Source organism: Aureimonas glaciei (assembly GCF_014643375.1).
Taxonomy (GTDB): Bacteria; Pseudomonadota; Alphaproteobacteria; order Rhizobiales; family Rhizobiaceae; genus Plantimonas; species Plantimonas glaciei.
The window spans coordinates 761,133-780,739 of sequence record NZ_BMJJ01000001.1 but is presented as its reverse complement, the minus strand read 5'-3'; the positions used below and the strand labels follow the sequence as shown (position 1 = coordinate 780,739).

At 68.8% G+C, this 19,607-nt stretch carries 17 protein-coding genes; 4 read left to right on the top strand and 13 right to left on the bottom strand.

All coding sequences use genetic code 11. The annotated features are described in order from the left end of the window. Positions 1-20 precede the first annotated feature (20 nt). Genes IEX88_RS03600 through IEX88_RS03590 form a run of 3 tightly spaced genes read right to left on the bottom strand, consistent with a single transcriptional unit; the run spans position 21 to position 2,437 of the window. Positions 21-257 carry a DUF4170 domain-containing protein gene (locus IEX88_RS03600; protein WP_188849164.1) on the bottom strand — a complete coding sequence of 79 codons (237 nt, stop codon included), beginning with the start codon at positions 255-257 and terminating at the stop codon, positions 21-23. 4 nt (positions 258-261) lie between these two features. Continuing rightward, positions 262-1,098: a 3'(2'),5'-bisphosphate nucleotidase CysQ gene (locus IEX88_RS03595; protein WP_188849163.1), complete on the bottom strand. Its 837-nt coding sequence runs from the start codon at positions 1,096-1,098 to the stop codon at positions 262-264. Between the two features lies 1 nt (position 1,099). Then, positions 1,100-2,437: a TldD/PmbA family protein gene (locus IEX88_RS03590; RefSeq protein WP_188849162.1), complete on the bottom strand. Its 1,338-nt coding sequence runs from the start codon at positions 2,435-2,437 to the stop codon at positions 1,100-1,102. Between the two features lie 129 nt (positions 2,438-2,566). Here IEX88_RS03590 and IEX88_RS03585 point away from each other — a divergent pair, with 129 nt between their 5' ends. Together IEX88_RS03585 and IEX88_RS03580 are read left to right on the top strand one after the other, a co-directional pair. After that, the gene (locus tag IEX88_RS03585; RefSeq protein WP_244639788.1) at positions 2,567-4,429 is read left to right on the top strand and encodes a monovalent cation:proton antiporter-2 (CPA2) family protein; all 1,863 of its coding nucleotides are present in this window, start codon (positions 2,567-2,569) and stop codon (positions 4,427-4,429) included. Positions 4,430-4,480: 51 nt separating this feature from the next. Further along, positions 4,481-4,897 (top strand): VOC family protein, encoded by a 417-nt coding sequence (locus IEX88_RS03580; RefSeq protein WP_188849305.1) that lies wholly within the window; start codon positions 4,481-4,483, stop codon positions 4,895-4,897. Positions 4,898-4,963: 66 nt separating this feature from the next. On the opposite strand, the gene IEX88_RS03575 is transcribed toward IEX88_RS03580, so the two are convergent. Further along, positions 4,964-5,182 (bottom strand): hypervirulence associated TUDOR domain-containing protein, encoded by a 219-nt coding sequence (locus tag IEX88_RS03575; RefSeq protein WP_188849160.1) that lies wholly within the window; start codon positions 5,180-5,182, stop codon positions 4,964-4,966. Between the two features lie 166 nt (positions 5,183-5,348). Between IEX88_RS03575 and IEX88_RS03570 the strand changes: the two genes are divergently transcribed. Then, complete coding sequence (locus IEX88_RS03570) at positions 5,349-6,386, top strand: DNA topoisomerase IB (protein WP_188849159.1); 1,038 nt, start codon at positions 5,349-5,351, stop codon at positions 6,384-6,386. Positions 6,387-6,416: 30 nt separating this feature from the next. On the opposite strand, the gene IEX88_RS03565 is transcribed toward IEX88_RS03570, so the two are convergent. The 5 genes from IEX88_RS03565 to IEX88_RS03545 form a co-directional block, all read right to left on the bottom strand. Next, the gene (locus IEX88_RS03565) at positions 6,417-7,298 is read right to left on the bottom strand and encodes a patatin-like phospholipase family protein (RefSeq protein ID WP_188849158.1); all 882 of its coding nucleotides are present in this window, start codon (positions 7,296-7,298) and stop codon (positions 6,417-6,419) included. Positions 7,299-7,302: 4 nt separating this feature from the next. Beyond that, entirely contained in the window at positions 7,303-8,631 is a 1,329-nt protein-coding gene (locus IEX88_RS03560) for a M16 family metallopeptidase (RefSeq protein ID WP_188849157.1), read from the bottom strand. Between the two features lie 23 nt (positions 8,632-8,654). After that, complete coding sequence (locus IEX88_RS03555) at positions 8,655-10,094, bottom strand: M16 family metallopeptidase (RefSeq protein ID WP_188849156.1); 1,440 nt, start codon at positions 10,092-10,094, stop codon at positions 8,655-8,657. A gap of 121 nt (positions 10,095-10,215) precedes the next feature. Further along, the gene (rsmD, locus tag IEX88_RS03550) at positions 10,216-10,779 is read right to left on the bottom strand and encodes a 16S rRNA (guanine(966)-N(2))-methyltransferase RsmD (protein WP_188849155.1); all 564 of its coding nucleotides are present in this window, start codon (positions 10,777-10,779) and stop codon (positions 10,216-10,218) included. Positions 10,780-10,785: 6 nt separating this feature from the next. Continuing rightward, positions 10,786-12,540 carry a pseudouridine synthase gene (locus tag IEX88_RS03545; RefSeq protein WP_188849154.1) on the bottom strand — a complete coding sequence of 585 codons (1,755 nt, stop codon included), beginning with the start codon at positions 12,538-12,540 and terminating at the stop codon, positions 10,786-10,788. Between the two features lie 74 nt (positions 12,541-12,614). Between IEX88_RS03545 and IEX88_RS03540 the strand changes: the two genes are divergently transcribed. Then, positions 12,615-13,064, top strand: a complete 450-nt coding sequence (locus IEX88_RS03540; protein ID WP_188849153.1) for a nucleoside deaminase — start codon at positions 12,615-12,617, stop codon at positions 13,062-13,064. 94 nt (positions 13,065-13,158) lie between these two features. On the opposite strand, the gene IEX88_RS03535 is transcribed toward IEX88_RS03540, so the two are convergent. From IEX88_RS03535 to IEX88_RS03520, 4 genes are all read right to left on the bottom strand, one after another. Further along, positions 13,159-13,851, bottom strand: coding sequence for a hypothetical protein (locus IEX88_RS03535; protein ID WP_188849152.1), 693 nt, complete (start codon positions 13,849-13,851; stop codon positions 13,159-13,161). Between the two features lie 201 nt (positions 13,852-14,052). After that, complete coding sequence (gene ileS / locus IEX88_RS03530; RefSeq protein WP_188849151.1) at positions 14,053-17,274, bottom strand: isoleucine--tRNA ligase; 3,222 nt, start codon at positions 17,272-17,274, stop codon at positions 14,053-14,055. 398 nt (positions 17,275-17,672) lie between these two features. Next, positions 17,673-18,644 carry a bifunctional riboflavin kinase/FAD synthetase gene (locus IEX88_RS03525; protein WP_188849150.1) on the bottom strand — a complete coding sequence of 324 codons (972 nt, stop codon included), beginning with the start codon at positions 18,642-18,644 and terminating at the stop codon, positions 17,673-17,675. After that, a complete protein-coding gene (locus tag IEX88_RS03520; RefSeq protein WP_188849149.1) occupies positions 18,641-19,480 on the bottom strand; it encodes a TIGR01459 family HAD-type hydrolase in 840 nt (279 codons plus the stop codon). The genes IEX88_RS03525 and IEX88_RS03520 overlap by 4 nt, the downstream gene beginning before the upstream one ends. Positions 19,481-19,607: the final 127 nt, after the last annotated feature.

Sequence of the window (19,607 nt, the reverse complement as noted above, 5' to 3'; positions counted from 1 at the left end):
AGCGGGCATCTGGCCCGAGGTCATGCGCCATCCGGATCGAGAAGCCGGTGCATATGGACGATGAAGTAGCGCATGGCGGCATTGTCGACGCTCTGCTGCGCCTTTGCCCGCCAGGCCGTCAAGGCGCTGGCGTAATCGGGATAGATGCCGACGATGTCGAGGCCGGCGAGATCCTTGAACTCCACCGTTCCGAGCGATTTCAGCTCGCCGCCGAAAACCAAATGGAGACGCTGCTTGGTATCCTCTGGCGCGACCATGGCATTATCCTCTCGGGGCGGGTGGGGCAGTCTCCGGCGCCGCCGCGGCGGTGGCGAGTTCGACCATAGCAGGCAGAGCGTGGCGGGCGGCCGCAACCAGCAGGCCATGCCTTCTGCCGGCAAGCTTGTAAAGCCTCATTTCGCCGGCGAGATCGACCAGCGCTCCCCCGGCCCGTTCCAGAATGAGGTCGCCGGCAGCAATGTCCCAGTCGTTGGCCTCGGGACGAATGAGCGTGCCATCCAGACGCCCGGCGGCGACGAGCGCCAGCCGGTAGGCGAGCGAGGGCGCGTTGCGCTCGAGGGTCAGGCCGGCGAGCGCGGCGGGGCCGAGCCGGCGGCGCATGGGATCGGGCATCGAGACCGAAAGCCGCCCGCCGCCGCCGGCAATCGACACCGTGAGCTCCGCCCCGTTCAGCCGTGCCGTGCCACCGGCGACCGCCGAGAAGGCCTCGCCCTTGGCGGGCGCGTCGATCACGCCGGCGACCGGACGCCCGGCTTCGACGACGGCGATCGAGACGCACCAGGTGTCCTCGCCGCGAATGTAGGAGCGTGTCCCGTCGATCGGGTCGACGACGAAGAAGCGCCGCGGCGAGGCGGCGGCGGCAATGGCGGCCAGCGTCGGATCGGTTTCCTCCGACAACCAGCCATAGTCCGGCCGGGCCCCAAGCAGCGTCTCCTTGAGATAGGAATCGACCGCCAGATCGGCCTCGGAGACCGGCGAATTGCCCTCCTTGAACCAGACCTTCGGATCCTGTCGGAAGAAGCCGAGGGCGATCCGCCCGGCCTCGCGCGCGGCGGTCTCGATCAGCACCAGGTCCTGGTCAAAGCTCGCCGCGACCATCTCAGGCGCCCGCGACCGTCATGACGCCGAGCCCGAGGGTCGGCGCGACGATGGAGAAGCGGGTGTCGAGGTCGTTGGCGGGCGTCAGCTGCAGCAGCATGTCGGCGAGATTGCCGGCGATCGTCACCTCCGAGACCGGATAGGTCAGGACGCCGTTCTCGATCATGAAGCCGGAAATGCCGCGGCTGTAGTCGCCGGTGACCATGTTGACGCCCTGCCCGATCAGCTCGGTGACGTAGATGCCGGTCTTCACGCCGTCGATCAGCTCGGCCGGGGTAATCGCGCCGGGCGTGACGATGACGTTGGTCGAGGAAGGCGAGACGCCGCCGCTGGAGCGCGAGGCGCGCGCATTGCCGGGCAGGCCGAGCTCGCGGCCGGTGGCGCCGTCGAGAATCCAGTTCTTGAGGACGCCGTTCTCGACGAGGCTCAGCGGCGCGCCGCGCAGGCCCTCGCCGTCGAAGGCGCGCGATCCCGGACGCCGGCGGAGCAAGGGCTCATCGGTGATCGACATCGACTGCGGCAGGATGGGCATGCCCATCCGGTCCTTCAGAAAACTCGTCTTTCGCGCGATCGCCGCGCCGTTGATGGCGCCGATGACATGGCCGATCAGGCCGCGGGCGACGCGCGGATCAAAGACGATCTCGTATTTTCCGGTCGGCACCATGCGCGGATTGACCCGGGCGACGGTGCGCTCGCCAGCCCGCCGGCCGATGTCGGCACTGGCGTCGAGATCGGCGGCAAAGAGGCGCGAATCATAGTCGTAGTCGCGCTGCATCTTCACCCCCTCGCCGGCGATGACGCTGACCGAGCGGGAGAAGTTGGAGCGCTGGCGCGAACCGGAAAAGCCGGCCGAGGTGACGAGGACGAGGCCGCTGGCGCTGACCGAGGCGCCGGCGCCGCCGGAGTTCGTCACGCCCGCCACGGCGCGCGCGGCATCCTCCAGCGCCATCGCCTCCTCGACGAGGACGGTGCTGGGAATGACGGTGCCGTCGTAAAGATCGAGGTCGAGATCGTCACGGGCGAATTGCTCGGGGTCGGCGAGACCCGCATAGGGGTCCTCCGGCGAGACCCTGGCCATCGCCACGGCGCGCTCGACCAGGGGGCCGATGTCGGCGCGGATGTCGGCCGAGACGGTCGCGACCCGCCGGCCGACGAAGACGCGCAGCGCCACATCCTCGCTCTCGGCCGATTCGGTGTCCTCGACCTTGCCGAGCCGCACCGAGGCACCGCGCGACTGCGAGCGGACGACGGCCGCGTCGGCGGCGTCGGCACCGGCCCGGAGGGCGGCGTCGATCAGCCGTGCGCCGGCATCGAGGAGGCCTTGCGTCTCGTCATCCATGGATTTTGCCTGCTGGTTTGTGCATGGGGAACATCTATGGTGCAATGCCATGGAAGCCAAGCGGCGCGGCCCGCTTATGTCGTGGCGCTCCGGCAGCGCCTCCCTCAATCAACCTGTCGGACGCCCCCCGTGGACGAATCACGCGCGCTGTTTCTGGAAGTCATCCTGCTGCTCGGCGGCGGAATCCTGGCCGGCACGATCTTCAAACGGATCGGCCTCGGCACGGTGCTCGGCTATCTCTTCGCCGGCATCGTCATGGGCCCGGTGCTGCGCCTCGTCGAGGGCGACGGCACGGAGATCCTGCATATCGGCGAACTCGGCGTCGTCTTCCTCCTCTTCATCATCGGGCTGGAACTGAAGGCGAGCCGCCTGTGGGCGCTGCGCCGGCAGATCTTCGGCCTCGGCCTTGCCCAGGTCGCCCTCAGCGGCGCGGCGATCATGGGGATCGCGGTGTATCTCGGAATCGACTGGCGCGCCGGCTTCGTCATCGGCTTTGGCCTCGCGCTGTCCTCCACCGCCTTCGGCCTGCAACTGCTCGAGGAGGCCGGCGAGACCAATACGCGGCACGGCCAGGCGGCGTTCTCGGTGCTTCTCTTCCAGGATCTCGCCGTCGTGCCGCTGCTGGCGGTGCTCCCCTTCCTCGCGCCGACGTCCGATCCCGCGGCGGGCTTCGACCCGATGCAGTTCGGCCTCTCGGTCGGGGCGATCCTCGCGCTGATCGTCGCCGGCCGCTACCTCCTCAACCCGCTGTTCCGCATCATGGCCAATGCCGGCGCGCGCGAGGTGATGATCGGCGCGGCCCTGTTCGTCGTCCTCGGCTCGGCCATGCTGATGGCCATGGCCGGCTTCTCCATGGCCATGGGCGCCTTCATCGCCGGCGTGATGCTGGCGGAATCGAGCTACCGGCACGAGCTGGAAGCCGACATCGAGCCGTTTCGCGGCATCCTCCTCGGCCTGTTCTTCATCGGCGTCGGCCTGTCGGTGGACCTTGCGATCGTCGCGCGGGAGTGGCTGACGATCCTCGTCGCGACCCCGGCCCTTCTCACGGTCAAGGCGGTGATCCTCTATTGGCTGTCGCGCCTGTTCGGCGAAAGCCACAACAGCGCCGCCCGCGTCTCCGCGCTGCTCCCCCAGGGCGGCGAATTCGCCTTCGTGCTGTTTGCGAGCGCGGCGGCCAATGCGATCTTCTCGGTCGAGACCTCGTCGCTGCTGGTCGCCATCGTCACCCTATCGATGGCGCTGACGCCGCTGACCGCCTTTATCGGCAACCGGTTGTCGGCCGAGTTGCAGGAGGAGCAGCTCGACGAGGATTTCGAGGGGGCGGGCTCGGATGTCCTGATCATCGGCTTCTCGCGCTTCGCCCAGATCACCGCGCAGGTGCTTCTGTCGAACGGCACGGACGTGACGATCATCGATTCCTCGGCCGAGCGCATCCGCAATGCCGCCCGCTTCGGCTTCCGCATCTATTTCGGCTCGGGCCTCCGGCGCGACGTGCTGGAAGCGGCCGGCATCCGCCGAGCGAAGATCGTCGCGGTCTGCACCAACAACCAGGAGACGACCGACCAGATCGTCGATCTCATCCGCGCGCAGTTTCCGACCATCCGGCTTTATGTCCGGTCGTATGACCGCAATCACTCCCTGTCGCTGCTCGCCCGCGGCGTGGAATACGAGATCCGCGAGACGCTGGAGTCGGCGCTCGTCTTCGGCGCCGAAACGCTGGAGGGCCTCGGCGTCGACGCGGAGACGGCCGATGCGATCGTCGACGACGTGCGCCGCCGCGATTTCGAGCGCCTGAAACTGCAGCAGGTCGAGGGCCTCTATGCCGGCATGGACATGATGAACCAGCGCAAGGCGACGCCCGAGCCGCTGATCAAGCCGAAGCCGAAACTTCAGCTCGTCGAGCCGAAGACCGACCCGTCGTCGGCGGCCCCCACACCCCCCGCCGCGCCGCGGCGCCGGCTTCTCGGTCGCCGCCGTATCCGCCAGGAATAGAAGCGGCCGCCATCCACACGCCCCATCCCCCTTCGAGAGAGCCTCATGTCGATCACGCCTTTCCACCTCGCCTTCCCCGTCCGCGATCTCGAGGAGACGCGCAGCTTCTATCAGGACGTGCTGGGCGCGAAGATCGGCCGGTCGTCGCCGAGCTGGGTCGATTTCGATCTCTTCGGGCACCAGCTGTCGGCGCATCTGAGGCCCGGCACGGGCGCATCGGCCGATCTCGGCCAGGTCGACGGCCATGCCGTGCCGATCCCGCATTTCGGCGTCGTGCTCGCCATGCCGGACTGGAAGGCGCTGTCCGAGCGTCTGACGGAACGCCAGGACGTGCGGTGGATCGAGCGGCCGATGCTGCGCTTCGCAGGCGAGCCCGGCGAGCAGGCGACGCTCTTCCTCTACGACCCCTCCGGCAATGCGCTGGAGTTCAAAGGCTTTGCCGACATGGCGTCAGTCTTCGCCGCCTGATCTGCGGGCCGGCTGGGCCTTTATTCCAGCCGACCGCCAGAACTGGGCGATCGGCCCGGCAGGACCTCAGCGTTTCTTGGTCAGTTCCGAACCGCTCTTCAACGCCTTGCCGCCGTCCTCCTGGACGACGGTATAGGCCGGCTCGTCCTCGTCCGCCTTGCGGGTGATCGACTTGCCCTTGATCTTGCGGGTCACCTTGTCGGTGAACACGGCGTCCACCTCGCCCTCGGCCTTCCCGCGCCCGTAGTTCCAGGTGACCTCGTCGCCCTTTTTCAGTTTCTTCATCTGTCTTCCTCCCGCTGCTGCAGCCGGGAGAGCGCTGAAGATGCCGAGACGTTCCGCGCCTCACGCGGAGTTGCGCTTTGTCAGGCGTCTCCGGTTTGTTGCAGAGCAGCGAGGGAACCCCCCTCCCAGGCCACCGTTCTCTGCCGGCACCGATGGAGGCCGGCCGATGAACAAGCGACTTTCCTTTCATGCCGACCGTTTCGGTCTCGTGATGGTCGATCCTGCCGATTTCGAGATCGAGCGGCTACCCTGCGACGACGGCCACCGCATCTGCTTTCGCGAGGGCGAGGACATCGCGGACGAGACGCTCAGGGCGCGCATCGATGCGCTGGTGCTGCCGCCCGCCTGGCAGGACGTGCGCATCTGCGTCGACGAGAACGGGCATATCCAGGCGATCGGCCGCGACGAGAAGGGACGGCTGCAATACCGCTACCACGACCGCTGGGTGGACGTGCGCAATGCGGTGAAGACCGAGCGGCTGCTGCGCTTCGGGCGGTCGCTGCCAAAATTGCGCAAGCGCATCCAGAAGGACATGCGGCGCAAGACGATCGACCGGATGGCGACCTCCGCTGCCGCCGCCCGTCTCGTCGACCTCTCGGCCATGCGGCCGGGCCACGAGAAATACGCCGAGGACGGCGGCCGCGGCGTCGCCTCGCTGCGCAAGGAGAACCTGCGCCTGTCGAAATCGGTGGCGGTGCTGAAATTCGTCGGCAAGTCCAACAAGGCGCAGCAGGTACAGGTGAGCGACCGGCCGCTGCTGCGCTCGCTGGAGCGCATCCGCAAGACGCGCGGACCTCGCCTGTTCAGCTTCAAGGAGCAGGGCGCCAAGAAGCCGAAACTGCTGACGGCGAACCTCCTCAACGACTATCTGCGCGAGGCGGCGGCCGCCCGCATCTCGGCCAAGGATTTCCGCACTTTTCATGGCTCGGCTGAGGCCCTGCGCTTCCTCATCGAGGAGGCCGGGGTCGAGCAGAAGAGCGAGGCCAAGCGTCGCCGCGCCGTCGCCGCCGCGATGCGGTCGGTGAGCGAGGTCCTGCGCAACACGCCGGCCGTGGCGCGGGCCTCCTACGTGCATCCCGAGATCGTCAGCGCCTATGAGGAGGAGCGGCTCGATCCCGATCTCTTCAAGGGCCGGCTGCGCGCCGGCCTGACGCGGGTGGAGACGGGGCTGATGCGGTTCCTGGAAGAAGTCGCGACCCATTGAGCGCCGCGGCTGCCGGAGGTGTAGGGGTCGTCAGCCGGCATGCAGGGCGGCGATCGACTCCTCCAGCGGCGCCGGCCCCTTTTCGAGCAAAGGCCCCAGCAGCCGCTTGACCTCTTCGCGCAGCGGCGCGGTTCCGTCGAGGATCGCCCGCGTCTTCAGAAAGTCGAGGACGCCGTAGCCGTCGACGGAGGGGCGCAGCAGGATATCGGGCGGACAGACGCTGAGCCGCGTCTCGGTGATCGACTGCTGCATCAGCTGCGAGGCGCCGATCAACGCCTCGAACGGGCTCGGCAGGCGCTCGGGCTGGGCACTGGACGGCCCGCCGTTCACATCGCTGGCGACGATGAGGCCGACCTGTCCGCGCAGATGGTCGAAGGGCAAGGGGTTGTAGATGCCGCCATCAATCAGCACCACGCCCTCGCGCCGCACCGGCCGGAAGACGGCGGGAAGCGCGGCGGAGGCGGCGAGCGCGCTGATCAGCTCGCCGCTGCGGATCGCCAGTTCCCGGCGGCCGTAGAAATCCGTCGCGATCACCGTCAGCGGGATCGGCAGGTCCTCGAAGTTCTCGTGCATGCCCTTCGGCAGGAAGGCGCTGAGGATGCGCAGGATGTTCAGCTGGCCGAAGCGCACGCCGCCATCGGCCCAGAACTCGGCGAAACTCGGCGGCCGCGTCGCCCAGATCCGCCCCGCGACGCTGCGCGAGGTGGCGAAGCTTTCCAGCGCAAAGGCGTGGATGTCGGCGCCGGACATGCCGCTGGCATAGGCGGCGCCGATGATGGCGCCGATCGACGATCCGGCGATGTGCGCGGGCCGGACGCCGAGATCATCGAAGGCCGACAGCACGTGGATGTGCGCCAGCCCCCTTGCGCCGCCGCCGCCCAGCGCCAGACCGATGCCGCCGGAAACGGCCACGGGATCAGGCTCCGGCGGGGCCGACGGTGACGACGGTCGGATCGACCGACAGCAGCGTCTTGGCGACGCGCTTGACGTCGTCGAGCGTCACCGCGTCGATCAGGCCCTGCCGTTCGTCGATGTAGCCGATGCCGAGATTGTCGAGCTGGATGCCGACCAGCGTCGAGGCGATCGACAGCGAGGAATCGAGGTTCTGGATGGCGTAGGAGCCCTTCACGAAGGCTTTCGCCTTGTCGAGTTCCTCGACCGTCGGGCCTTCCTCGGCCATGCGCTTCATCTCCTTGCGGATGATGTCGATCGATTCCTGCGCCTTGTCGGCGCGGGTCGCGGTCGAGGCGCCGAGAATGGCGGCATGGTCGAAAGACGCCAGGAACGAGTTGGCGCCGTAGGCGAGACCCCGCTTCTCGCGCACTTCCTGGTAGAGACGCGAGGAGAAGGAACCGCCGCCGAGGATATGGTTCATCAGATAGGCGGCGAAAAAATCCTTGTCGTCGCGCTTCACGCCGGGCAGCACGAACTGGATCGTGGTCTGCGGCACGTCGAGCGTGACCGCCGTGGTCTTGCCGGCGACGGGCATGACGTCGGCGATCTCCGGCAGCTCGGCCTTGGCCGGCAGCGCGCCGAAGACGGCGTCGAGCTGCTTGCCGAGCTCCTCCGGATCGATCGCGCCAACCACGCCGATGACGAGATTGTCCTTGGCGAAGCCTCGGCTGCGATAGGTCTCGAGGTCCTCCTTCGTCACCTTGTCGAGGCTTTCGACGGTACCGTCGCTGGGCCGGGCATAGGGATGGCCGGGAAAGGCCGTCTCGCGCCAGGCCTTCGAGGCGAGCTCGCCCGGATCGTTCTCGTTGGCGATGATGCCGGTTTCGATCTGGGCGCGGATGCGTGACACCGGCTCCTCGTCGAAGCGCGGTTCGTTGATCGACAGGCGCAGGAGATCGAAGGCCTCCGCCTCGTTGTCGACGAGGGTGCGGAAGCTGCCGGTGAAATTGTCGTAGCTGGCGCTGTAGGAGAGGCTGACGCCGAGCGTGTCGAGCTTCTCCTGGAATGCCTGGCTGGTGATGTCGCCGGCGCCTTCGTCCAGAAGGCCCGACATCAGGTTGCCCGTCCCCTCCTTGCCCGGCGCGTCGGCAGTCGAGCCGGCGCCCTCGAAGGCGAAGTTCACCGCGATCAGCGGGTTCGTGTAGTCCTCGACGAGCAGCGCCTTGATGCCGCCGGGGCTGACGACTTCCTTGATGTCGACCGCTTCGGCCGGCGCCATGGCGGCGAGCGAAATGCCGGCGGTGAGGAAGAGCGCCGCGGCGGCGGAGAAGTGTCGCGTGATCAGGTTCATGGGTCGCAGGCCTCGATGTCGGATCAGGAGCGGGTGTCGGTCGGGGGCGCCGGCAGGAGATAGCCGGTGACCGAACGCTTCGGCTGCAGATATTTGCGGGCGACGGCGGCGACGGTCTCGACCGTCACCTTCTCGATGCGGTCGGGGTAGCTGTCGACATCGGCGATGGTGCGCCCGGTCGAGATCGCCGCGCCGTAGCGGCGGGCGAGCGCGGTCTGGCTGTCGCGCTCGTAGACGACCTGCTTGCGGACCCGGTTCTTGGCGCGCTCCAGCTCCTCGGGCGTGATGCCGTCCTTCAGGAGTTTTGCGATCTCGGCGTCGATCGCGGTTTCGATCGCCGCGATGTCGCCGCCGCCGCGCGGCGTGCCGTAGACGCCGAACTGGCCTTCCTTCAGCGCGGTGCCGGAATTATAGGCTCCGACGCCGGCGGCGATGGCCTGATCGACGACGAGCGCGCGGTAGAGCCGGCTGGTGGTGCCACCGCCGAGGACATCGGCGAGAACGTCGAGCGCTTCCGCCTCGCCCGGCTCGGCCGTCGTGTCGGAGGGCGTCAGATAGGCGCGCTGCAGCGTCGGCTGGGTGACGCGGGCGTCGGTCAGCGTCACCGTGCGGGCGGCCAGCGGCTCGGGCTCGGTCGGCCGGAGCGCCGCCCGGTCCTCGCTCTCGGCCCGGCGCTTGACCGTGCCGAACGTCTTCTCCGCCAGGTCGCGGACTTGCTCGGTCGTGACATCGCCGGCGACGATCAGCGTGGCGTTGTTCGGCGTATAGAACTTGTCGTACCAGGCGATGGCGTCGTCCTTGGAGAGCTTCTCCATCTCGTGCCGCCAACCGATGATCGGGATGCCGTAATGGCTGTTCTGATACATCGTGGCCTGCACCGCCTCCTGCAGCTGCGAGCCGGGATCGTTGTCGATGCGCTGGCGCCGCTCTTCCAGGATCACGTTGCGCTCGGGCAGGACGGCTTCGTCGGAGAGAACGAGGTTCTCCATCCGGTCAGCCTCGAACGCCATCATCTGCTCCAGCGACTGCGAGGGCACCTGCTGGTAGTAGGCGGTGTAGTCGTAGGAGGTGAAGGCGTTCTCCTCGCCGCCGATGTCGGAAACGGCATTGGAGTAGACGCCGGCCGGATGCGTCGTCGTGCCCTTGAACATCAGGTGCTCGAGGAAATGCGCGATGCCGGAGACGCCCGGCTGCTCGTCGGCGGAGCCGGCGCGGTACCAGACCATCTGCGTCACCACCGGGGCGCGGTGATCGGGAAGGACGACGACCTGCAGGCCGTTTTCGAGCACGAAGCTCTCGTTCTTCGGGCGCTTCGCCTCGGCCTGGGCAAGGCGCTCGGCCGAGGTCATGGCGGTGACCGCGGACGGCGCCGGAGCGGTCGCCATCTCGGCGAAGGCCGCGGACGAGAGGAAGGTGGAGAAAGCGAGAGCGCACAGTGCCGCGCGCCGGGAAACTCGGTGCATTGTCGGTTCGATCCCTATGCTGCTGACGATACTCAGGCTGAGCTATGGCCGAGCCGACCCGTCGGCGCCAATTACGTTTTTGTTAGGGTCCACAAGGCTTTCGGCCCGGCGGTCGGACGTCTCAGGCCGGATCGGCCAGACGCAGGAAGCGCAGCACCGTCTCGCCCGTGGCGCGCGCGTCGTCGAGGACGAAACCCGTCGGCAGGTCGAAGGGGGCGCTCGCCGCCTCCTCGAGGATGCAGAGCGCCTCCGGTGCCAGCCAGCCCTCGCGCCGCGCCTCGGCCAAAGCCGCCTCGCCGAGACGCTTGCCATAGGGCGGATCGGCGAACAGCACGTCGAAAGGCTGGAGCGCGCCGACCGGGCCGAGCTTGGTCGCATCGCGGCGAAAGATCCGCGTCGCGCCGGTGAGGCCGAGCGCCTCGATGTTGGTGCGCAAGAGGCCGCGCCCCTCGGTGCCCTCCTCGACGAACAGGCAGTATTTCGCCCCGCGCGACATGGCCTCGAGGCCGAGCGCGCCGGTGCCGGAGAACAGGTCGAGGACGCGGGCCCCGTTCAGCACCTGCGCATAGCCGTGCTGCAGGATGTTGAACAGGGTTTCGCGGATGCGGTCGGTGGTCGGGCGGATGGCGTCGGTCTTCGGACCGGCCAGCGCCCGGCCGCGAAACGTCCCGCCGACGATGCGCATCCGGGCTTAGCTCCGCGGGCCGCGCTTCGGACCGTCGGAAGGCCCCCGCTTGGCGCCGTCGCGCGGCGCGCCGGGACGGCTGCGCGGCGCATCGCCCGAGCCCGGGCGGCTGCGTGGGCCGTCACCGCCGGCAGGCCGGCTGCGCGGACCGTCGCCGAGCGGGCGCGGTTTTGGCCGGTCGCCGGCGCCGGAAGCGCCCTGCGGACGGGGTGCGCCCGGGCCGCGCGAGGGACGGTCGGCATCGGCATTGTCGCGCGCGCGGCCGAAGACGGGCTTCGCGCGGTCGCCGCGACCCTTGGCGCGCTCTTCGCGCACGGCCGCCTTCTTTTCGCCGATCGGACGGGCGCCGGGCGCCATCCAGACATTGGCCATGCGACGCGGGCCGGAGGGCTTCTTCGGCGCCTCGGCCTCTTCGCCGGGCTTGGCCGAGCGCGAGCGCGAATCGTCGCGCGGCGGACGGGCGGGGCGGTCGTCGCGCGACGGACGGTCCGAGTAGGACGGGCGGTCACCCTGGGCCGGCCGGGCATCGCGGGCCGGGCGGTCGTCGCCGCGCGAAGGACGCGCGTCGCGATCGGGCCGCGGCGGCCTTGTGTCCATGCGGCCGAGCGCGTCGGTGCGCTTGGCGTCGCCGAACTTCTTCTTGTTCGGCCGCTCGCCGGCTGCCGAGACCCATTCGCTCTTCGGCTTCGGCGCCTCTTCCTTCTTCTCCGCCTGCACCGTCTCGTTGGTGAAGGTGTTGATGATCGGCGCGTCGAAATCGGCGCCCGATTCCTCGATCAGCCGGTCGCCGAGCTGGTCGCGCAGCATGCGGCCGTTGATCTCGCGCACCGCGCCTTCCGGGATGTCGCCGAGCTGGAAGGGGCCGAAGGACAGGCGGATCAGGCGGTTCACGTCGAGGCCGAGATGGCCGAGAATGCGCTTCACCTCGCGGTTCTTGCCTTCGCGGAGGCCCAGCGTCAGCCAGACATTGGCGCCCTTCTCCGAATCCAGCGTCGCCTCGATGGCGCCGTAGAAGACGCCGTCGACAGCGATGCCCTGGCGCAGCGCGTCGAGCTGTGCCTGCGTCACCGTGCCATGGGCGCGCACGCGGTAGCGGCGCAGCCAGCCGGTCGCGGGCAGTTCGAGGATGCGGGCGAGGCCGCCGTCATTGGTGAGGAGGAGGAGGCCTTCCGTGTTGATGTCGAGACGGCCGACCGAGAGGACGCGCGGCAGGTCTTCCGGCAGCCGGTCGAACACCGTCGGACGGCCCTCGGGATCGCGGTTGGTGGTGACGACGCCGGCCGGCTTGTGGAACAGCCAGAGCCGCGTGCGCTCGATCGGCGTCAGCGGCTGGTTGTCGACCTCGATCCGGTCCTTGCCGGTGACGACGAGGGCCGGCGTATCCAGCACCTTGCCGTTCACCTTGATGCGGCCGTCGGCGATCATGCCTTCGGCGTCGCGGCGCGAGGCGATGCCGGCGCGCGCCAGCCGCTTGGCGATGCGCATCGAGCCGGCGGGCTCGTCGGTCTCGGGCGCGGAGGAGCGGCCGGGACGGGCGTCGTCGCGCGGCTTGCGGTCGCCGCCGCGCGGCTTCTCGGCCGAGCCGGGGGCGTCGGTGTCGAACTTGGTCGGATAGGATTTGCGCGGCGCGCCGGCGGCGGGGCGCGGCGCCGCGCCCACGGGCCGCGGCTTGAAGACGCGCTTCTCGCCCGTCGCGTCGGCCTTGCCGTCGCGGGGCTTCCAGCCCTTGGTCTCGTCCTTGCCGTCGCTTCTGTCGTTCATGATCTTTGCCTTTTGCTCGGCGGTGCTTATCAGGTCCGCGGAGGTCGGGCGAGTGCCGGACGACGGGGAACGCCATGAGACGCCAGAATTACATGGAACTCGCCTTGGAAGAAGCGCAGGGCGCTGCCGCACGGGGCGAGGTGCCCGTGGGGGCGGTTCTCGTTCGGGACGGGGTCGTGGTCGCCCGCGCCGGCAATCGGACGCGCGCGGACAATGACCCGACCGCCCATGCCGAAATGCTGGCGATCCGCGCCGCCTGCCGTTCCCTTGGCCAGGAACGGCTGTCGGGCTGCGATCTCTACGTGACGCTGGAGCCCTGCGCGATGTGCGCCGCTGCCCTGTCCTTCGCACGGATCAGGCGATTGTACTACGGCACCGGCGATCCGAAAGGCGGCGCGGTCGACAACGGTCCGCGCTTCTACGCCCAGCCGACCTGCCATCATGCGCCGGACGTGTATCCCGGCATGGCCGAAGCGGAATGCGCGACGCTGTTGCGCGACTTCTTTCGGGAAAGACGCAGCTGACGCCCATCGGGCAGCGCCGGCTTATAGGCCAGGCCGTCGCGGCAGGCCCCGACGCCGGACGCCGCGGGGCTTTCCCCGCGACGGGTTCGGCAGGCTAGAACGGCAGCAGGTTGCGCAGCTTGCTGCCGATGCCTTCGTCGTCGCCCTTGATCCGGGCTTCCTTCACGCGCTCGTCGACGCCGGGATCGCCCACCGGGGCGGAGGCGGCGGGCTGACGGTAGGCGACGGGCGGCTCGCTCAGATATTTGCGCGTCGTCGGCGAGCCCTGCTTGCTCTCGCGCAGCCGGGCCTGGAAGGCCCCACGGCTCGAGTCCAGCTCTTCCGGGGACATGGTCGTCTTGGCGCGGTCGTGGACGGGCGGCGAAGACACACGGCTATTGGCCGCGATCTGCTCCTGGGTGACGCCCTCCTTGTCGGCGATTGCCACGTCGGCGCTGATCACGTCCCGGCCACCCTCCCGGGCATCGGCAGCCGCCTTGATGCGAGCGCTGCGCACTTCCGGCGATTCGGGCCAGTTCGGATCGTTCTCGGCCGAGACGCTGTCGCGCGGCGGCGGCAGGACGGAGGTGTCCGTCGGCTTCACCAGTTCGGCGCGCGGCGCGTAGGAGATCGCCTTCGCCTCGTCCTTGGTGGCGCCCAGCGACAGCATGCCGTCGAGATCGCCGAGCATCTGCTCGCCCGCGGTCTTGCCGGTGCCGTAGGTCGGACCCACGCAGCCCGTGAGCGCCAGGGCCATGGCGGCGACGGCGATGCCGCGCGTCGAAATGCGTGTCTCACGAAGCTTCATCGTCTTGTCGGCCCCCTTGCCGATTTGCCGTCCTGGCCTGCGACCGGTGTCCCCAACCACCGCAGCCTTAGACAGCAAATTCTGTCGATTTCCGGGCCGGTTCTACGGCAAGCACAAGTTTCACGCAAGAAAGCCGGCGATCGTTGCCGCGATGGCGCGCCGACGGGACACGCCACCGTTTCCCGCGCGCCCGCGCTCGCCTCAGATCGCCAGGCGGCCAAGGGCGGCAAGTTCGTGCAGGGCCGCCGCGTCGCGGGCCGAGACCTCGGGGAAGACCGGATCGCTGCCGACATCCCGGGTGATCTTCCAGGACCGGGCGCATTTCTGCCCTTCGGCCAGCGCCGGCACGACCGCGACGCCCGGCGTATCGGGCAGCGCGAAGGCGCCGGCGGGCGCCGCCTCGCCGGAGATAGCGAGACCGCTGGTGATGGCGATCTCTGCGAAATCGAGCGACTGCGCCAGGGCCCGCATCTCGGCATCGGCGATATAGACGACCGGCGCCGCCTCCAGCGAGGAGCCGATGCGCTTGGCGCGGCGCTCTTCCTCGAGCGCGCCGGTGACGACGCGGCGGATGCGCCGAACCGTCTGCCAGCGAGCCGCCAGCGCCTCGTCGGCCCAGAGCGGATCGACGGTGCGGAACTGCTCCAGATGCACCGAACGGGCGCCCGGATGGCGCGACAGCCAGGCCTCCTCCATGGTGAAGGGCAGCATCGGCGCGAGCCAGGTGACGAGGTGGTCGAAGAGCGTGCGCACCACCTGGATCGACGCCTTCCGACGCAGCGAGGACGGCGCGTCGCAGTAGAGCGCGTCCTTGCGGATGTCGAAGTAGAAGGCCGAGAGCTCGATGCCCATAAAGTCGATCAGCGCCCGCGACACCCGCTTGAAGTCGAAATCGTCGTAGCCCTTGCGCACGACCTTATCGAGCTCGTGCAGCCGGTGCAGCATCAGCCGCTCCAGCTCGGGCATGTCGGCGAAGGCGATGGTGTCGCCGGCGTCGTGGCCGAGCGTGCCGAGCATCCAGCGCAGCGAATTGCGCAGCTTGCGATAGGCGTCGATGTTGGTCTGCAGGATCGTCTTGCCGAGGCGCAGGTCCTCGGAATAGTCGGAACTGACCACCCAGAGGCGCAGGATGTCGGCGCCCGACTGCTTGATCACCTCCTGCGGCGTGACGACGTTGCCGAGCGACTTCGACATCTTCCGCCCGTCCTCGTCCATGACGAAGCCGTGCGTCAGCACCGCGTCGTAGGGCGCCCGGCCGCGGGTGCCGCAGGATTCGAGCAGCGAGGAGTGGAACCAGCCGCGGTGCTGGTCGGAGCCTTCGAGGTAGAGGTCGGCGGGCCATTTGAGGTCCGGCCGCTTCTCCAGACAGAAGGCGTGGGTCGAGCCCGAATCGAACCAGACGTCGAGGATGTCGCGGACCATGGTCCATTTCGTGCCGTCGTGCTCGTTGCCGAGAAAGCGCTCCTTGGCACCGGTCGCGAACCAGGCATCCGCCCCTTCGGCGGCAAAGGCCTCGAGGATGCGGGCGTTCACCGCCTCGTCCTTCAGCACCGTACCGTCCTCGTCGACGAAGACGCAGATCGGCACGCCCCAGGCGCGCTGGCGCGACAGCACCCAGTCCGGCCGGTCGGCGATCATGCCGCGCAGGCGGTTCTGGCCGGAGGCCGGGACGAAGCGCGTGTCCTCGATCGCCTTCAGCGCGCGGCCGCGCAGCGTGTCGTCGGCAAGGCCGAGCTTCTCCTTGACCAGATCGAGCCCGCCGAGGCCGTAGCCTTTCAGGTCCTGGTCCATGTGGACGAACCATTGCGGCGTATTGCGAAAAATCACCGGCTTCTTCGAGCGCCAGGAATGCGGGTACTGATGCTTCAGCCGGCCGCGCGCGAGGAGATTTCCTTCCGCGATCAGCGCGGCGATGATGCGGGCATTGGCGTCGCCCTTCTTGCCCTTGTCGTCAATGACGCGCGCGGGCCCCTCCGGCGCGTCCGGGCCGAAGCCGGGCACGTCGCGGGTGTAGAAGCCGTCGTCGTCGACGGTGAAGGGGATGGTGGGATCGATGCCGCGGGCGACGAGATCGCGGCGCAGGCTCGTCCACACGTCGAAATCCTCGCGGCCATGGCCGGGCGCGGTGTGGACGAAGCCGGTGCCGGCGTCGTCGGTGACGTGTTCGCCCGGAAGGAGGGGAACGGGGAAGGCGTAGGCGTCAGAACGTTCGATCTCCCCCCTTGAGGGGGAGATGGCCGGCAGGCCAGAGGGGGGCACGCTGCCGCCGACGGTGGCGAGCCGCTCATTTGCGAGCGCAGCACCTGGGCCACCCCCCTCTGCCTTGCCAGGCATCTCCCCCTCAAGGGGGGAGATCGGCTGTTTCGGCGTGGGACGGAAGCCTTTCAGCGGATGATCAAGCGTGAGTTGCGCGAGATCGACCGCGGAGACGTCAGCAACGCGCTCGAACCCGCCCTCCGGCACGCGTGCCTTGGCGAAGACGTCGGCGGCGAGCTTGTCGGCGAGGATCAGCCTCTCGCCGAAGGCGGCCCAGCGCGGCGCCGCGGCGTCGTCGGGCGCGGTGACCTCGTAGAGGCCGTACTGGACGCGGTCGGAATAGGCCACGGCACGGTTGCCGGGCATGGTCCAGGGTGTCGTCGTCCAGATGACGACGGATGCGCCGGCCAGTTGGGATGACGCGCCACCCGGCTCGACATCGGCCATGGAAACGGCCCTGTCGACCGCAGCAAGCGAGGGGGCGCCCGTCGCCGACCGAACCGGAAACTTCACCCAGACCGTGTCGCTCTCGTAGTCCTCGTACTCGACCTCGGCCTCGGCGAGCGCGGTCTTCTCGACCACCGACCACATGATCGGCTTGGAGCCGCGGTAGAGCTGGCCGGACATGGCGAATTTCAGGAGTTCGCCAGCGATCACCGATTCCGCGCCGAAATTCATGGTGAGATAGGGATCGGCGAAATCGCCCTCGACGCCGAGGCGGCGGAACTCGGCCGACTGCACGCCGACCCAGTGCGCGGCGAATTCGCGGCATTCCTGCCGGAACTCGTTGACCGGCACCTCGTCCTTGTTCTTGCCCTTGGCGCGGTAGGCCTCCTCGATCTTCCACTCGATCGGCAGGCCGTGGCAGTCCCAGCCCGGGACGTAGTTGGAATCATAGCCGCGCATCTGGAAGGAGCGGGTGATGACGTCCTTCAAGATCTTGTTCAGCGCGTGGCCGATGTGGAGCGTGCCGTTGGCATAGGGCGGACCGTCGTGGAGGACGTATTTCGGCCGGCCGGCCGCGTCCTTGCGCAGTTCCTGGTAGAGGTTCTCAGAATCCCAGCGGGCGATCCATTCCGGCTCCCTCTGCGGCAGGCCGGCGCGCATGGGGAAATCGGTCTCGGGCAGGTACAGCGTCTTGGAATAGTCGGTGGCAGCGTCGCTCATGTCGGGTCTTTTCGGGTTCGCGGGCCGGAAAGCGGCTCTGCGCGGAGAATGGCCTCGCCGCGGTGCGGGCGGCGCGTGATCGCTGTCCCGGCCGCCGGCTCAGAAGGCGCGCGCGACCGGGCGGATAATTCGCATGGGCGAGACAAGGGTCATGGCGCCTCTCTAGCAATACGCGCCGCACGTATAAAGCGGAATTCGCGGCGCGTGGTGTGCGGCACTGGCTCTGCTGCCGAACGCCAGAAGTCGTCATCCTCGGAGCCTTGGCTCCGGGGATCCACGCCGTGACGACGATGCTGGCAATCCGGCGCCGGACGGGCGCCGGATCGCGGAGGCATGAATCCCCGCGCTCCGCTCGAGGATGACGACGGTTGAGGCTGGCGCTGTACCGGAGAGCAGCCTCAGAAGGCGATCGCCGCATCCAGCGGCGACAGCGGCGTCGCATGGGCGAGAAACGCCCGCGCCTCGGCCGCGTCGCGGTCCATCTGCGCGACGAGCGGCGCGATGCCGTCGAACTTTTCCTCGCCGCGCAGATAGGCAAAGAGCGAGACCTCGGCGGTCTCGCCGTAGAGGTCGCCGGAAAAGTCGAACAGGTAGGTCTCGAACAGCGCCGCGCCATTGTCGAAGGTCGGCCGCCGGCCATAGCTCGCGACGCCGCCATGGAGCGTGCCGTCGGCCCGGCGGAATTTCACGGCATAGATGCCGTGGGCGAGAAGGTCGTCGCTGGCGAAGGCCATGTTGGCGGTGGGATAGCCGAGGGTACGGCCGAGCTTCTGGCCGTGCACGACGGGGGCCTCGACCGTCCAGCGATAGCCGAGAAGGCCGGCCGCGACGGCCACGTCGCCGCGGCCGAGGTCGGACCGGATGCGGCTGGAGGAGACGATCGCCCCGCCTTCGTCGGCAAATCCCTCGACCACCGTGACGCCGAAGCCGCGGGCGGCCCCTTCCGCGACGAGGAAGGCCGGCGTTCCCGTCCGGTAGGCGCCGAACTGGAAGTCGAAACCGACGACGACATGGCGGGCGCCGAGCTCATCGACCAGCACCTTCGCGACGAAAGCGTCGGCACTCAGCGACGCGGTCTCGCGGTCGAAGCGGTGCTCGACGACGGCGTCGAAGCCGAGCGCCGACAGAAGCCGCGCCTTCATCGGCGCCGGCGTCAGCCGCGGCACCGGCTGGTCGGGCCTAAACAGGGTGCGCGGATGCGGCTCGAAGGTGAGGCAGACGAGCGGCGCATCTCGGCGCACGGCTTCGCTCCGCGCGGCGTCCAGCACGGCCTGATGGCCACGGTGCACACCGTCGAAATTGCCGATTGCCACGACCGCGCCGCGACATTCGGCAGAAAGTGCGCGCGGATCGCCGCACCGCTGGATCATGCGAGGGCGGGCATGAAGTAGCGGGCTTTCAGGTCCTGCGCCGCCAGCAGGGCTTCGAGCGGCTTCGCCTCGCCGCCGGCATCATCGAGCTCGGCACCGTGGATGCCCCCGACGATGAGCAGCGCGTCGAGCCCAAAACCGTTGGCGCCGCGGATGTCGGTGTTGAGGCCGTCGCCGATGGCCAGCACCTTCTCGTCCGGGCCGAGTTCCGCCATCAGGCAGGCCTCCTCGTAGATCGGGCGATAGGGCTTGCCGGCCATGCGCACCTCGCCGCCGAAGGCGGCGTAGTCGCGGGCGAGCGCGCCGGCGCAGAAGATGATGCGGTCGCCGCGGTGCACGACGACGTCAGGATTGGCGCAGATCATCGGCAGGCTGCGCGCCTTGAACTGCGCGAGCATGCCGGAATAGTCCTCCGGCGTCTCGACCTCGTCATTGACGAGACCGGTGCACACGACGGCCTCGGCCTCGTCAGCCGGCACGAGCGTGATGTCGAGGCCGGCGAAGAGATCCACGTCACGCGCCGGTCCGAGATGGAAGAGTTTCCTCCCGGCCTTGGCGATCAAGGCACGGGTCACGTCGCCGGAGGTCACGATGCCGTCATAGGCGGCGCGCGTCACGCCGAGCGTATCGAGCTGGCGGGCGACGCCTTCGGCCGGACGCGGCGAATTGGTGAGGAGAATGACCTTGCAGCCGACCTGGCGGGCGGCGGCGAGCGCCGCCTCGGCACTGGCCGATTTCTTCTCGCCATCGTGGACGACGCCCCAGACGTCGCAGAAAATCGCGTCGTAATCGCCGGCGACCGCCGCCAGCCCGTCAATGCCTGCCAGATCCGTCATGCGCCTGCCGTCGCCCTTTCCGCCAGGGATCCAGGGCGCGCGGGATTGGCCCCGCGCGGCCTGTGCTGAAAAGACTGTCGCCATCCCCGCGCCGCGATGCTGGCTGCGATAGTCAGCCACGGCCGGC